Genomic DNA, 16,576 nt, shown 5'->3' with positions numbered 1-16,576 from the left:
TCGGGCGACCTGCGGCGATGGTTTATCGAGGCTTCTTATAAGGCCGTTCCCGTACGCCGGGTGAGCGGTAACGTCCCAGGCGCGGGGCGAGATCTGCTCGCCCGCCCGGCCCGGATGCGCCCGATCGGTGTGGCCCGCGGGGGCTGTTCTCCACCAGTTTTCCGATTCAAGGGGAGTGAGTAGTCGTGCCACAATCCGGTGAGGTCCGACTCCCTCTGACGCCGGCTCAATCGGGTATTTGGTTCGCGCAACGGATCGACTCCGGCAACACGGTGTACAACATCGCCGAGTATCTGGACATTCACGGTCCGGTCGACCCTGTCCGCTTCGAGACCGCGCTGCGCCGGGTGGTCGGCGAGACCGACGCGCTGCGCGTGCGGTTCGCCGAGCACGGCGAGATCCCCGAGCAACGGATACTCCCCGCCGTCGATTTCCCGTTGCACGTCGTGGACCTGTCCGGCGAGGCCGACCCGGAGGCCGGCGCGCGGAAGTGGATGGACGAGGACCGTACCCGGCCGATCGACCTGTTCGGCGACTCGCTGTTCGCCTTCGCCCTGATCCGGATCGCCGAGGACCGCTGGTGGTGGTACCACCGCGTCCACCACATCGTGCTGGACGGTGCCGGCATGGCCATGTTCGCGCCGAGGGTGGCCGAGGTCTACTCCGCGCTGATGACGGACACCCCCGTACCGGCCAGTCCCTTCCCGCCGCTGCAGGGCCTGGTGGACGCCGCCCGGGCCTACGCCGATTCCCCGGACCACGCCGACGACGCCGCGTTCTGGACCGAGCGGCTGACCGGCGCGCAGCCCCCGGTCAGTCTGTCCGGCGGCCTGCAGCACCTGCCCAGCCGTGTGATCCGCCGCAGCGTGACGCTCGGCGCCGCCGGGACCGAGGCGATCCGCGGCCTCGCGCGCGAGGCCGGCACCGGCTGGCCGACCGTGGTGGTGGCCGCGCTCGCCCTCTACGTGCAGCGCCTCACCGGCACCGACGAGGTCGTCGTCGGACTGCCCGTCGCCGCGCGCCAGGGCAAGGGCCTGCGCAGCGTGCCCGGCAGCGTCTCCAACCTGGTCCCGCTGCGGCTGGGCGCCGCACCGGACACCCCGGTGGGCGACCTGCTCACCGCCGTCTCCGCCGAGATGCGGCAGGCCGTGCGCCACCAGCGCTACCGGCACGAGGACATGCGGCGCGACCTGCGCCTCGGCCCCGAGCAGCACCTGATCGGACCGCACGTCAACCTGGTCCTGTTCGACTACGACCTGGACTTCGCCGGGCACCGGGCGACCGTGCGAAACCTGCCGGGCGGCCCGATCACGGACCTCGCGATCGTGCTGGACACCCGCTCCGCCGACGGCGCACTGCGCTTCGACTTCGACGCCAACGCGGCGCTGTACGACGAGGAGTCGCTCGCCGCGCACCAGCAGCGCTTCCTCGACCTGCTCTCCCGGCTGTGCGCCTGCGACCCCGCGACGCCGGTCGGGCGGCTGGACACGGCCACCGACGAGGAACGCGCGCGCGTGCTCACTCCGCCGGTCCCCGTCGAGACCCCTGCCGCCACGCTTCCGGAGCTGTTCGAGCGGGTGGCTGCCGAGCACCCCGAGCGCACGGCCGTGGTGAGCGACGGAGTGGGCCACAGCTACCGGGAGATCAACGCCCGCGCCAACCGGCTGGCCAGGACGCTGATCGAGCGCGGCGCCGGCCCGGAGCGGTTCGTCGCGCTCGCGCTGCCGCGTTCGGCGGAGATGGTGGTCGCGCTGCTGGCCGTCCTCAAGGCCGGCGCGGCCTACCTGCCGCTGGACCCGGCCTACCCGGCCGAGCGGATCGCGTTCATGCTCGCGGACGCCGCGCCGGACCTGGTGCTGACCGACACCGCGCACGCGCCGCACCTGCCGGACACCGAGGGCGTCCCGGTGCTGGCTGTGGACGACGCCCGTACCGCAGCCGAACTGGCCGCGCGGGCCACCGATGACGTCACCGACTCCGAGCGGGCCGCGCCGCTCGACGGGCGGCATCCGGCGTACATGATCTACACCTCCGGGTCCACCGGCCGGCCCAAGGGCGTGGTCGTCCCCCACCGCAACGTGCTGCGGCTGTTCACCGCCACCGAGCAGTGGTTCGGCTTCGGGCCCGAGGACGTGTGGACGCTGTTCCACTCCTACGCCTTCGACTTCTCGGTGTGGGAGATCTGGGGTCCGCTGCTGCACGGCGGCCGGCTCGTGGTCGTTCCGCACGAGGTGAGCCGTTCGCCGGTGGAGTTCCTGCGGCTGCTGGCCGACGAGCGCGTCACCGTCCTCAACCAGACCCCCTCTGCCTTCTACCAGCTCACGCAGGCCGACGAGGAGCACCCCGGGGCCGGCGGCGCCCCCGCGCTGCGGTTCGTGATCTTCGGCGGTGAGGCGCTGGACCCGCGGCGCCTGGAGCGCTGGTACGCCCGCCACCCGGACGACGCGCCGGTGCTGGTGAACATGTACGGCATCACCGAGACCACGGTGCACGTCAGCCATGCGGCGCTGGACCGGAGCACCGCGGACGGGCGGCCGGGCAGCGTCATCGGCTCCCCCATCCCCGACCTCGGCATCCATCTGCTGGACGGCGCGCTGCGGCCGGTGCCGCCCGGCGTCGCGGCGGAGATGTACGTCTCCGGCGACGGGCTCGCACGCGGCTACCACGGGCGCCCGGACCTGACCTCGCACCGGTTCGTCGCCGACCCGTTCGGCCCGCCCGGCAGCCTGATGTACCGCACGGGCGACGTGGCGCGCCGGACGGCGGACGGCGAGCTGGAGTTCGTCGGCCGGGCCGACCAGCAGGTGAAGATCCGCGGTTTCCGGATCGAGCCGGGCGAGATCGAGGCCGTGGTGGAGAGCGTGGCCGAGGTCGCACAGGCGGCGGTGGTCGTCCGTGAGGACCGGACCGGCGACAAGCGACTGGTCGCCTATGTCACGCCGGCCCGCGAGCGCGCGGGTCTCGACCCCGCGGGCCTGCGCGAGACGGTGGCCGCCGCGCTGCCGGACCACATGGTGCCGTCCGCGTTCGTGGTGCTGCCGCGGCTGCCGCTCACCGCCAACGGCAAGCTGGACCACGCGGCGCTGCCGGAGCCGGAGTCCGTGGCGGGCTCGGCCGGGCGCGCCCCGCGCACCCCGGTCGAGGAGGTGCTGTGCGGGCTGTTCGCCGAGGTCCTGGGCGTGCCGGGCGTCACCATCGACGACAACTTCTTCGACGTGGGCGGCCACTCCCTGCTGGCCACCCGGCTGGTCAGCAGGATCCGTTCGGTGTTCGGGGTGGAGCTCCAGATCCGGACGCTGTTCGAGGCGCCGACCGTCGCCGCCGTGGCGGACCGCGTCACCTGCGCCGACCACGCCCGCTCCGGCATCTCCCCGATGCCGCGCCCGGCGGAGGTCCCGCTGTCCTACGCGCAGAACCGGCTGTGGTTCGTCGACCGTCTCGAGGGACCCAACTCGGCCTACAACATCCCGCTGGTGCTGCGTCTGTCCGGGCCGCTGGACCGGGGCGCGCTGCTCGCGGCGTTCGGTGACCTGCTGGCCCGGCACGAGAGCCTGCGGACCGTCTTCCCCGATGTGAAGGGCGTGCCGAGCCAGGTCGTTCTCGACCCGGAGACGGCCGTGATCGAGCTGCCCGTCTCGGCGATCGGCGCCGAGGAGCTGCCCGCGGCACTGGCGAGCTGCGCGGCCGGAGCGTTCGACCTGGCCACCGAACTCCCCCTGCACGTGGACCTGTTCTCGCTCGGCGAGGAGGAGCACGTGCTGTCCGTCGTGGTGCACCACATCGCGGCGGACGGATGGTCGCTGGGAGTGCTGGCCCGCGACCTGTCCACGGCGTACGCGGCCCGGCTGAATGGCGCGGGACCACAGTGGCGGCCGTTGCCGGTGCAGTACGCCGACTACACGTTGTGGCAGCGTGAGACGCTCGGCGACGACCGGGACCCGTACAGCACCATGGCACGGCAGATCGCCTTCTGGCGCTCGGAGCTGGCCGGTCTGCCGGACGAGATCGCGCTGCCCGCCGACCGGCCGCGTCCGGCCGAGGCCGACTACCGGTCCGACGTGGTCGAGCTGCGGCTGCCGCCCGAACTGCACCGCGGCCTCACCGAGCTGGCCCGGCAGACCGGCACCACCCTGTTCATGACGCTCCAGGCCGGGCTGGCCTCGCTGCTGTCGGTGCTGGGCGCCGGCCCCGACGTGGTGCTTGGCAGCCCGGTGGCGGGCCGCACCGACGACTCCCTTGACGACCTGGTCGGCTTCTTCGTCAACACGCTGGTGCTGCGCACCGATGTCTCCGGCGACCCGACGTTCCGCGAACTCCTCGGCCGGGTCAGGGAGTCGGACCTGGCGGCGTACGCCCATCAGGACGTGCCGTTCGAGCGTCTCGTCGAGGTGCTGAACCCGGAGCGTTCGCTGTCCCGCCACCCGCTGTGCCAGGTGCTGTTCTCGCTCCAGAAGAAACTCGGCACCGCTCTGGAATTCCCCGGTCTGACGGCGGTCGCGGAACCGGGCGTGCGCACGATGGCCAAGTTCGACCTGTCCCTCGAATTCGGCGAACGCGTCGGTGAGACGGGAACGCCGGACGGTATCGACGCGGTCGTCGAATTCCGGACGGATCTCTTCGACCGTTCCAGTGTGGAAATGCTCGGCGACCGGCTGGTGCGTTTCCTTCAGGCGCTCGTGACCGAACCGGACGCCCCGGTGCGGGCCCTGGACATGTTGTCGCCGCCCGAGCGGCGGCGGCTGCTGCACGAATGGAACGACACGGAACACGGCGTCCCCGCGGGGACCCTGGTCGACCTCCTCGAGCGGACGGCGGCAGAGCACCCGGACGCGGTGGCGGTGTGCGACGGGCCGCGGACGATGACGTACCGCGAGGTGCACGAGGCCGCCAACCGGCTCTCGCGGGAGCTGATCGGCCGGGGCGCGGGTCCCGAGCGCGTGGTCGCGCTGGGCATGCCGCGTTCGGCGGAGCTGATCGTCGCGCTGCTCGCGGTGCTCAAGTCCGGTGCGGCGTATCTGCCGGTCGACCCCGGCCATCCCGTCGAGCGTGTCACGCTGCTGCTGTCCGACGCCGCTCCGGTGCTGCTGCTGAGCACCGAGGGCGTACTGGCCGGCTGGCCGCGGGAGGCCCTGGCCGGGGTGCCGGCGCTGGCGCTGGACGCCCCCGGCACGCTGGAGGCGGTCGCGGCCCGCCCCGGCACGAACCCGGTCGACGAGGACCGCGGGGCGCCGCTGCGGGCGGACAACGCCGCCTATGTCATCCACACCTCCGGCTCGACCGGGACGCCCAAGGGCGTCGTGGTGGAGCACCGCAACGTGGTCAACCTGGTCACCTGGGCGGCGCGCGAGATCGGCGCCGACGCCCTGTCCCGGCCGCTGGCGTCGACGTCGCTCAGCTTCGACGTGTCGGTCTTCGAGATCTTCGCGCCCCTGACGGCGGGCGGGCGCATCGACGTGGTGCGCGACCTGCTGGCGCTGGCCGAGCGGGAGGGCGGCTGGTCGGGCAGCATGATCAGCGCGGTGCCGTCCGCGCTGGCCGAACTGATCGGCCAGGACAACGTCTCCGCCTCGGCCGGCCTGGTGGTGCTCGCCGGCGAGGCGCTCACCGGCCGGGCGGTGGCGGACATCCGCGCGGTCATGCCCGGGGCCCGTATCGCCAACATCTACGGGCCGACCGAGGCCACGGTGTACGCGACCGCCTGGTACTCCGACGGCGGGCCCGCGGAGCCGCTGATCGGCCGGCCGGTCGCCAACACCCGCGCGTACGTGCTGGATCCCTGGCTGCGGCCGGTTCCCGCCGGTGTCCCGGGCGAGCTGTACCTGGCGGGCGCGGGCCTGGCCCGCGGCTACCTGGACCGGCCGGCCCTGACCGCGCAGCGGTTCGTGGCCTGCCCGTTCGGCCCGCCGGGCTCCCGCCTGTACCGGACCGGCGACGTGGTGCGCTGGACCGCCGACGGCGAGCTGGCCTACCTGGGGCGCACCGACGAGCAGGTGAAGGTGCGCGGTTTCCGCATCGAGACCGGTGAGATCGAGTCGGTGATCGCGTCGGACCCGGCGGTGGCGCAGGTGGTGGTGGTCGCGCAGGAGGACCAGCACCGCCACAAGCAGCTCGTCGCCTACGTCGTGCCCGCCGCCGGGGCCGAGGCGGACACCGCGCGGCTGCGCGAGCTGGTGGCGGCCACCCTGCCCGGCTACATGGTGCCGGCGGCCTTCGTCACCCTGCGCAGGCTGCCGCTCAACACCAGCGGCAAGCTCGACCGCGGCGCCCTGCCCGCGCCGCGGTTCGCCGGCGGGCGAGGCGGCCGGCAGCCGCGCACCCCGCAGGAGCAGGTGCTCTGCGGTCTGTTCGCGGAGATCCTGGAGCTGTCCTCGGTCGGCGTCGACGACAGCTTCTTCGACCTCGGCGGGCATTCGCTCATCGCCAACCGGCTGATCATCAGGATCCAGTCGGTGCTCGGCGTCGATCTCGCGGTACGCGACCTGTTCGAGGCGCCCACGGTGGCCCAGCTGGCGGAACTGGTCGAGCGGGCCGGTACGGCCAGGCCCCGGGCGGTCCCGATGCCGCGCCCGGACCGGCTGCCGGTGTCGTTCACCCAGCAGCGGCTGTGGTTCCTCAACCGTCTGGAGGGCCCGAGCCCCACCTACAACCTCGGTGTCTCACTGCGCTTCACCGGCCGGATCGACCGCGACGCCCTCCACCAGGCCCTGCACGACGTCATGGCCCGGCACGAGAGCCTGCGCACGGTCTTCCGCGACCACGACGGCGTACCGGTCCAGTGCGTCGTACCGGAGCGGGAGGCACGCCTGAGCATCCCGGTGACCGAGCTGACCGAGCCGGAACTGGACACGGCGCTGACCGCGGCCGCCCGCCGCGGCTTCGACCTGGAGAACGAACTGCCCGTCCGGGCCCAGCTGTTCGTGCTCAGCCCCACCGAGCAGGTGTTCCTGGTCCTGGTGCACCACATCGTCGCCGACGGCTGGTCGTTCGCGTCGCTGGTGGGCGACCTGTCCGCCGCCTACGCCGAGCGGCGTTCGGCGCGCGCCCCCCAGTGGGCGCCGCTGCCCGTGCAGTACGCCGACTACACGCTGTGGCAGCGGGAGGTCCTCGGTGACCTCGCCGACCCGGACAGCGTGCTGGCGCGGCAGATCGGCTACTGGAAGGACACGCTGGCGGGTCTGCCGGACCAACTGGACCTGCCGGCCGACCGGCCCCGCCCGGCGGCCCCCAGCCACGACGGCGGGTTCGTGCCGATCACGGTCGGGCCCGAGGTGCACGCACGGCTCCTTGAGATCGCCCGCGGCAGCGGCGCCAGCCTGTTCATGGTGATGCAGGCCGCGCTCGCCGCGCTGCTGAACCGGCTGGGCGGCGGCACGGACATTCCCATCGGCACCTCGGTCGCCGGGCGGAACGACGAGTCGCTGGTCGACCTGATCGGCTTCTTCGTCAACACCCTGGTCCTGCGCAACGACCTCAGCGGCGACCCGACGTTCCGGCAGCTCCTCGGCCGGGTGCGCGAGGCGGACCTGTCCGCGTACGCCCACCAGGAGGTGCCGTTCGAGCTGCTGGTGGAGACGCTCAGGCCGGAGCGCTCGCTCTCCCGGCACCCGCTGTTCCAGGTGCTGCTGAACTTCGAGAACACCCCCGAGATGGAGCTGGGCTTCCCCGGGGTGCGCACCCGCCTGCACCCGGTGAACACCGAGGTCGCCAAGTTCGACCTGTCGTTCTCCGTGCGCGACCGGTACGCCGACGACGGCACCCCGGCCGGACTCACCGGTCTGCTCAACTACAGCGGCGCCCTGTACGACCGTGCCACCGCCGAGGACATCTCCGCCCGGCTGAGCCGCCTGCTGGAGTCGGTCGCGGCCGATCCGGCGCAGCGGGTCAGCGAGCTGGACCTGCTGGGCGAGGCCGACCGCCACCGCATCCTCGCCCTCGGAGTGGGCGAGATCCGCGCGGAGGTCCCGCCGACGTTCGTCGAACGGTTCCAGCGGCAGGTGGCGACGACCCCGGACGCCGTCGCCCTGGTCTGCCGGGACGAGGAGGTGACCTACCGCGAACTCGACGAGCGCGCCAACCGGTTGGCCCATCACCTGATCGCGCGGGGCGTGGGGGCCGAGGACTGGGTCGCGGTCGCCCTGCCGCGCACCCCGCACCTGGTGGTCGCCCTGGTGGCCGTCCTGAAGGCGGGCGCGGCCTACCTCCCGCTCGACCCGGACTACCCGCCGGAGCGCATCGAGTACATGATCGAGAACGCCTCGGCCATGCTGCTGCTCACCGACACCACCATCGGCGCGGGCATCCCGCACTCCGAGAACCTGCCGCGGCTGCTGCTGGACGAGCCGGACACCGCCGAGGCCGTGGCCGGCCGCCCGGTGACGGCGCCGACCGACGCCGACCGGCTGCACCCGGTCCACCCGCACCACTCCGCGTACGTCATCTACACCTCCGGCTCCACCGGGCGCCCCAAGGGCGTGCTGACCGAACAGCACTGCCTGAGCGACTACCTGCGCTGGAGCACCTCGGGCTACCCGAGCACCAACGGAGCGGCGGTACTGCACAGCCCGATCTCCTTCGACCTGACGGTGACCGCGCTCTACACGCCGCTGTCCGTCGGCGGCACGGTGATCCTGGACACCCTGGACGACGGCGATCCGCGGACCCTGGCCGCCCTGGACCGGACGCCGTGCACGTTCCTCAAGGCCACCCCGAGCCATCTGCCGCTCTTCGAGGCGCTGCCCGACGCGTTCTCCCCCAGCCGCGAACTGATGCTGGGCGGCGAGCTGCTGCTCGGCGAGACCCTGACCGAATGGCGTACGCGCCACCCCGAGGCGCACATCTACAACGGCTACGGGCCCACCGAGACCACCGTCAACTGCACCCAGCACGTGATCAGGGCGGGCGAACCGGTGGACAGCGGCCCGCTGCCGATCGGCCGTCCCATGCCCAACACCTGGCTGTACGTGCTGGACGCGTCCCTGCGGCCGGTGCCCATGGGCGTGGCCGGTGAGCTGTACGTGGCGGGCGAGGGCATCGCACGCGGCTATCTGCACCGGCCGACGCTGACCGCCGAGCGGTTCGCGCCGAACCCGTTCGGCCCGCCCGGCTCCCGCATGTACCGGACCGGCGACATCGTGAAGTGGAGGCCGGACGGCGAGCTGTACTTCCTGCGGCGCGTCGACGACCAGGTCAAGATCCGCGGCTTCCGGGTGGAGATCGGCGAGATCGAGAACGCGCTGCTGCGCCGTGCGGGCGTCGCCCAGGCCGCCGTCGTGCTGCGGGAGGACCTGCCGGGCGACCAGCGCCTCGTCGCCTACCTGGTGCCGGACGGCCCGCTGGACCGGGCCGAGGTCGCCCGCGAGGTTGCCGGGGACCTGCCGGACTACATGGTGCCCGCGGCGTTCGTGGTCCTGGACGAGCTGCCGCTCAGCCCCAACGGCAAGGTCGACCGGCGGGCCCTGCCGGCGCCGGACCACTCCCCCACCGCCACCGCCGGCCGCGCGCCGCGCACACCCCAGGAAGAGCTGCTGTGCGCTCTGTTCGCGCAGATCCTGAACGTGCCCGCGGTCGGCGTCGACGACAACTTCTTCGACCTGGGCGGCCACTCCCTGCTGGCCACCCGGCTGATCAGCAGGATCCGTTCGGCCTTCGGCACGGAACTGCCGATCCGCGCGCTGTTCGAGAGCCCGACCGTCGCCGCCCTGGCCGGATCGCTGCGCGGAGCGCCGCAGGGACGGCAGGCGCTGCGCGCGGCACAGCGGCCGGCGCACCTGCCCCTGTCCCACGGCCAGCGGCGGCTGTGGTTCCTGAACCGCCTCGAAGGCCACGGCGCCACCTACAACCTGCCGGTCGCACTGGACCTGGACGGTCCGGTGGACGTCTCGGCGCTGCGCTCCGCGCTCGCCGACGTCGTCGCCCGCCACGAGTCGCTGCGCACCATCTTCCCCGAGCGGGACGGCAGCCCGTACCAGGTCGTGCTCGACCCGTCGGTCGCCGCACCGGAGTTCACCGTGCTCGACGTCGCCGCACCCGAACTGGACGGGGAGTTGCGGCGCATCGCCGGCCGGGGCTTCGATCTGACGGTCGAACTTCCGCTGCGGGCGGCCCTGTTGCGGGTCGGCGAGCGGGAGTCGGTGTTCGTGGTGGTGATGCACCACATCGTCGTCGACGGCTGGTCGACCGGGCCGTTCGGCCGGGACCTCGCCACCGCCTACGCCGCCCGGCGCGCCGGCACGGCACCGAAGTGGACGCCGCTGCCGGTGCAGTACCCGGACTACATGCTCTGGCAGCACGCGGTGCTGGGCGACGAGGACGACCCGGACAGCGTGGCCGCGCGGCAGTCGGCGTACTGGCGTGAGGCGCTGGCCGGGCTGCCGGACGAGCTGAGCCTGCCGGTTGACCGGCCGCGGCCGGCGACCCCCTCGTACCGCGGTGGCTGGGTCACGTTCCGGCTGGAGCCGCGGCTGCACCGGGACCTGGCGGCCCTCGCCCGCCGCCACGGGGTCAGCATGTTCATGGTCGTCCAGGCGGGCCTTTCGGTGCTGCTGCACCGCATGGGCGCGGGCACCGACATCCCCCTGGGCACGCCGATCGCGGGCCGCACCGACGAGGCCCTGGACGAGCTGGTGGGCTTCTTCGTCAACACGCTGGTGCTGCGCACCGACCTGTCCGGCGACCCCACCTTCACCGAACTCCTGGACCGGGTACGGGAGACGGACCTGGCCGCGTACGCCCACCAGGACGTGCCCTTCGAGCGGCTGGTCGACCTGCTGAACCCCGAGCGGGTCATGGCCCGCCACCCGCTGTTCCAGGTGATGGTCAGCCTGCACAACAACCCCGAGGCCGATTACGACCTGCCCGGGGTGTCCGCGCGGCGCCGGATGCTCGACCTGGACACGGCCAAGTTCGACCTCAACGTCAACCTGCGCGAGCTGTTCGACGACGACCACGCGCCCGCCGGGATCGACGCGGTCGCCGAGTACAGCACGGACCTGTTCGACCACGACACGGTGGTGGGGCTGGCCGGACGGTTCACGCACCTGATGGAACGGCTGTGCGCCGAACCCGACCGGCCCGTGGGCGACGTGGACGTCCTGACCCCGGCCGAGCGCACCCTGCTGCTGGACGACTGGAACGCCACGAGCGCCGGCTTCGGCCCGCGGTCGCTGACCGAGGCGATCGAGGCGGCGGCCGCCCGCACCCCGGACCGGGTCGCGGTCGTCGCCGCGGACGACGGGGCCACCCGCGCCGGGATCACCTACGCCGACCTGAACGCGCGGGCGAACCGGCTGGCCCGGTACCTGGCCGGCCGCGGCGCCGGTCCCGAGGCGCGGGTCGCGGTGAGCCTGCCGCGCGGAACGGACCTGGTGGTGGCGCTGCTGGCGGTGCTCAAGTCCGGCGCGGCCTACATACCCCTCGACCCGGCCTACCCGGCCGAGCGGGTGCGCCACATCCTCACCGACGGCTCGCCCGCCCTGCTGCTGACGACCTCCGGACTCGCCCGCGAACTGCCCGTACCGGCAGGGGCGGAGACGGTCGCGGTCGACGACCCGGCGCTGCGGGCCCGGATCGCCGCCCTGCCGGACACCGACCTGCCCGGCACGGCGCACGGCGACCACCCGGCGTACGTGATCTACACCTCCGGGTCCACCGGCCGCCCCAAGGGCGTGGTGGTCACCCGGGCGAACATCGCCAACTTCGTGCGGGACATGCGCGAGCGGCTGCCGGTCACCGAGGCGGACGTCCTGGTGGCGGTCACCACCGTCGCCTTCGACATCGCCGGTCTCGAGCTGTACGTCCCCCTGGTCGCCGGGGCCCGGCTGGTGCTCGCGACCACCGAGCAGGTGCGCGACGTCGACGGGCTGGCCGAGCTGATCACCGGCACGGGTGCCACCGTGGTCCAGGCGACCCCGACGCTGTGGCAGGCGCTGGTGTCCGGGCACCCGGACGCCCTCGCCGGGCTGCGGGTCCTGGTCGGCGGCGAGGCGCTGCCCGCCGGGCTGGCCGCTCAACTGCGCGAACTGTCCTCCGGCGTACGCAACTTGTACGGCCCCACCGAGACCACGGTGTGGTCCACCACCGCCGAACTGGACGGCCGGCCCGGCGCGCCGGTGATCGGCCGGCCGATCGCGAACACCCGGGTGTACGTGCTGGACGACCGGCTCGCGCCGGTCCCGGCCGGGGTGGCGGGCGACCTGTATCTCGCCGGTGACGGCGTGGTCCGCGGCTACCTGGGCAGGCCGGGGCTGACCGGCGAGCGGTTCGTGGCGGACCCGTTCGGCCCGGCCGGCACCCGGATGTACCGCACCGGCGACATCGCCCGCTGGAACACCGCGGGCGAGCTGGAGTTCGTCGGACGGGCCGACGACCAGGTCAAGGTGCGCGGTTTCCGCATCGAACCGGGCGAGATCGAGGCCGTCCTCGCCGCCCACCCGGCGCTGGCCCAGGCCACCGTCGTGGCCCGGGTGGACGGCGAGGGGAACAAACGCCTGGTGGCCTATCTGGTCGCGGCGCCGGGCCAGGAGGTGCCGGCCGCGGCCGGGATGCGGGAGCACGCCGGACGCGTCCTGCCGGACTACATGGTCCCGGCCGCGTTCGTCGCCCTCGACGCCCTGCCGCTCACCCCGAACGGCAAGGTGGACCGCAAGCTGCTGCCCGCCCCGGACTTCGCCGTGCTCGTCGGCGACGAGCAGCCCCGCACACCGCGTGAGGAAGCACTGTGCGAGGTGTTCGCCGAGGTTCTCGGCCTGCCCTCGGTGGGCATCCGGGACAGCTTCTTCGACCTCGGCGGCGACAGCATCGTCTCGATCCGGCTGGTCGGCCGCGCCCGGGCGCGGGGGCTGAGGATCAAGCCGGAGGACGTGTTCGTCCACCGGACCGTCGAAGGGCTCGCGTCGGTGGCGACCGACGTGCCCGATCTCGTCGCCGAGTCGCCCGACGCCGGTGTCGGCGGTGTCCCGCTGCCGCCGGCCGCGCACGCGCTGCGGGAGCGGGGCGGCCCGGTCCGGGCGTACCACCAGTCGCTGCTGCTGGACGCCCCGGCCGATCTCGGTCACGACCGGCTGCGTGAGCTGGTGGCCATGCTCGTCGACCGGCACGACGCGCTCCGGCTGCTGCTTGACCGCCACGAGGGTGGCGGGGACGGCGACGACGGAGCCCGGTGGAGCCTTCAGGTGCGGCCCTCCGGCACGGTGGACGCCGCCCGGTGGGTCACCCGCGTGGAGGTCGCCGGACTCGACGGGGACGGGTTGGCCACCGCGGTGCGCGAGCACACCGGGCGGGCGGCCGACCGCCTCGACCCGGAGACCGGAGACGTCGCACGGTTCGTCTGGTTCGACACCGGACCCGGGCGGCGGGGCCGGCTGCTGGTGGTGCTGCACCGGCTGGCCGTGGACGCGGTGTCCTGGCGCGTCCTGCGCACCGAACTGGCCGCCTGCCTGCGCGTGGTGACCGGGGAGAGCCAGGACGAGCCGCGCCCGGCCGGCACGTCCTACCGCCGCTGGGCGCAGCAACTGGTGGCCGCGGCGCAGGACCCGGAGCGCGAGCGCGAACTCGACCGGTGGAAGGCGACGCTCACCACCGCGGAACCCCGGCTCACCGGCCGGCCGTCGGATGCGGGCCCGGACGCGCCCGGCGCCATGGGCACGCTGCACCGCACGCTGCAGGCGGGGCGGACCGGACCGCTGCTCGACCGGGTGCCCGCCGCGTTCCACTGCGCTGTGGACGACGTGCTGCTCACCGCGCTGGCACTGGCCGTCCCGCACTGGCGGCGCCGGCACCTGCGCGACCACCTCGGCGGCACGAGCGTGCTGGTGGACCTGGAACGGGACGGGCGCGAGCCGTTCGCCGAAGGCCAGGACCTCTCCCGCACCCTGGGCCGCTTCGCCACCGCATACCCGGTGCGCCTGGACGCCGGTGCCGTCGACCGGTCGGAGCTGACGCAGGGCGGCACTGCCGTGGGCAACGCCGTCAAGGCGGTCAAGGAGCAGCTGCGCGCGGTGCCGGACGGCGGCGTCGGCCACGGCATGCTGCGGTACCTCAACCCCCGTACCGCCCCTGTACTGGCCCAACTGCCCCCGCCGGACATCGGCTTCACCCACCTCGGCCGATTCGACGAGGCCGCGCCCGCCGAGTGGCCGGTGTCCGCCGGACCCACCGAGCGGGCGCCGCGGGCCGGGCACGCGCTGGAGCTGACCACCTCGGTCGTCGACGGTCCCGAAGGACCGTGCCTGACCGTGACCTGCGCCTGGCCGGGCGAACTGTTCGGCGAGGCGGCCGTACGCGAACTGGTCGACGACTGGTTCGGCGCGCTGGAAGCCATCACCACCCGCTGCGAAGGCGCGGACGCCGGCGGGCACACCCCCTCCGACCTCTCCCTGACCGGTCTCGACCAAGGCGACATCGACGTGCTGGAAGCTGACGGAAGGTACTTCTCCTCATGACGAAGCCGGGGTTCCAGGACGTCCTTCCGCTCTCGCCCCTCCAGGAAGGGCTGCTCTTCCACACCGTCTACCACGAGCGCTCGCTGGACATCTACACGGCGCGGCTCTGCCTCGACCTCGAAGGCGAGTTGGACTCCGGCGCGTTGCGGGAGTCGGTGGCGGGCCTGCTGCGCCGGCACCCCAATCTGCGAGCCGCCTTCCGCTACGAGCGGCTGAGCCGCCCGGTGCAGCTCATCCCGCGGGAAGTCCCGCTGCCTCTGGAGGAGTTCGACCTGCTCGGCCTGCCGGGGGAGGAGCAGGCGGAGCGACTGCGGGAGCTGACCGCGGCCGCGTCGGAGCGCACCTTCGACCTGGCGCGGCCGCCACTGCTGCACTTCACGCTGATCCACCACGGCGAGCGCGCCCACCGGCTCGTGATGGCGCACCACCACATCCTGCTGGACGGCTGGTCGGTGGGCCGGCTGATGACGGACCTGTTCACGCTCTACGCCGCCGGGGGCGAGGAGTCGGCGCTGCCGCCGGTGACGCCGTACCGCGACTACCTCGCCTGGCTGGCCCGCCAGGACCGGGCCGCGGCGGAGGAGGCGTGGCGGACGGTGCTGAGCGGCGTCGAGGAGCCGACGCGGCTGGTGTCCGACGACCGGCTGCGCACCCCGGTAGCGCCCGAGCGCCTGCTGGTGGAGGTTCCGGCGGAGCTGAGCCGCGAGCTGACCGCGGCGGCCCGCGGGCGGGACCTGACCCTCAACACGGTCTTCCAGGGCGCCTGGGCGCTGGTCCTGAGCCGGCTGACCGGCCGCACCGACGTGGTGTTCGGCGGCACCGTCTCCGGACGTCCGGCGGACCTCCCCGGTGTGGAGGGCATCGTCGGCCTGTTCATCAACACCCTGCCGGTGCGGGTGCGGCTCGACCCGTCGGAGCCGGTGGGCGCGATGCTGGCCCGGTTCCAGCGCCGGCAGGCCGGGCTGATGTCCCATCAGCATCTGAACCTGCCCGACGTGCACGCCCTGGCGGGCGCGTCCGGGGAGCTGTTCGACACCATCACCGTCACCGAGAACTACCCCTTCGACGAGAAGGGGTTCCGCGAGCTGGCCGGACTGACGATCGTCGGCGCGCACGGCGCGGACGCCAACCACTACCCGCTGAGCGTGGCCGCGCTGCCCGGCGAGACGCTGCGGATCCGGTTCGGCTACCGGCCGGACGTCTTCCGGCCGGCGGACGTGGAGGAGATCGGCGCCCGGCTGGTGCGGGTGCTGGAGGCGGTGGTGCGGGACCCGGAATGCCCCGTCGGCCGGCTGGACGTGCTCGGCGCAAAGGAGCGCGAGGAGGTCCTGGTCCGGCGCAACGACACGGGAGGCGAGCCGCCGAGGACCCTGCCGGAGCTGTTCGCCGAGCGGGTCGCCCTGGCCCCGCGGGACCCGGCCGTGGTCTTCGAGGACACCACGCTGTCCTACGCCGAGCTGGACGGCCGTGCCAACCGGCTGGCCCACCATCTCGTCTCGGCCGGGGTCGGACCTGAGCAATACGTCGCGCTGGCCCTCCCCCGGTCCGCGGACCTCGCCGTCGCCGTGCTCGCCGTCCACAAGGCCGGCGCCGCGTATCTGCCGGTGGACCCGGACTACCCGGCCGAGCGCATCGCCCACATGCTCGCCGACGCGCGGCCCGGCGTCGTCCTCACCACCACCGCTCTCGCCGCCACCCTGCCGGCCGGCGACCGGCTCCTCGTCGCGCTTGACGACCCCGGCACCGCCGCTCGCGTCGCCACCGCGCCCGGCGACCGGGCGCCCACCGTGCACCTGACGGCCGATCACCCCGCCTACCTCATCTACACCTCCGGATCCACCGGCAGACCCAAGGGTGTCGTCGTCACCCACCGCGGCATCGCCTCCCTCGTCGCCGCCCAGACCGAACGCTTCGACGTCGGCCCCGGCAGCCGCGTCCTGCAGTTCGCCTCCCTCAGCTTCGACGCCGCCTTCTGGGAGCTGGCCATGGGCCTGCTCACCGGAGCGGCCCTCGTCCTGGCGCCCGCCGAACGGCTCCGCCCCGGCCCGCCGCTGGCCGAACTCGTCGCCGAACAGCGCGTCACGCACGCCACCATCCCCCCGGCCGCCCTCGCCGTCCTCGACCGGGACGCCCTGCCC

The 16,576-nt window shown here is 73.6% G+C and carries 2 protein-coding genes (1 of these 2 cut by a window edge); both read left to right on the top strand.

Annotated features, from left to right (window positions below):
- Positions 1-185: 185 nt before the first annotated feature.
- Positions 186-14,438: a non-ribosomal peptide synthetase gene (locus CG719_RS19870; protein WP_100570030.1), complete on the top strand. Its 14,253-nt coding sequence runs from the start codon at positions 186-188 to the stop codon at positions 14,436-14,438.
- A protein-coding gene (locus tag CG719_RS19865; protein ID WP_100570029.1) for a non-ribosomal peptide synthetase crosses the window boundary here: on the top strand, positions 14,435-16,576 show its 5' portion. The gene runs 12,030 nt beyond the window's last position; the window shows 2,142 of its 14,172 coding nt (coding positions 1-2,142); the start codon lies at positions 14,435-14,437; the stop codon falls past the right edge of the window. Before CG719_RS19870 ends, CG719_RS19865 begins: the two co-directional genes overlap by 4 nt.

The organism is Streptomyces sp. CB01373, assembly GCF_002803075.1.
GTDB lineage: Bacteria > Actinomycetota > Actinomycetes > Streptomycetales > Streptomycetaceae > Streptomyces.
This window is presented reverse-complemented; position numbering and strand designations above follow the sequence as displayed.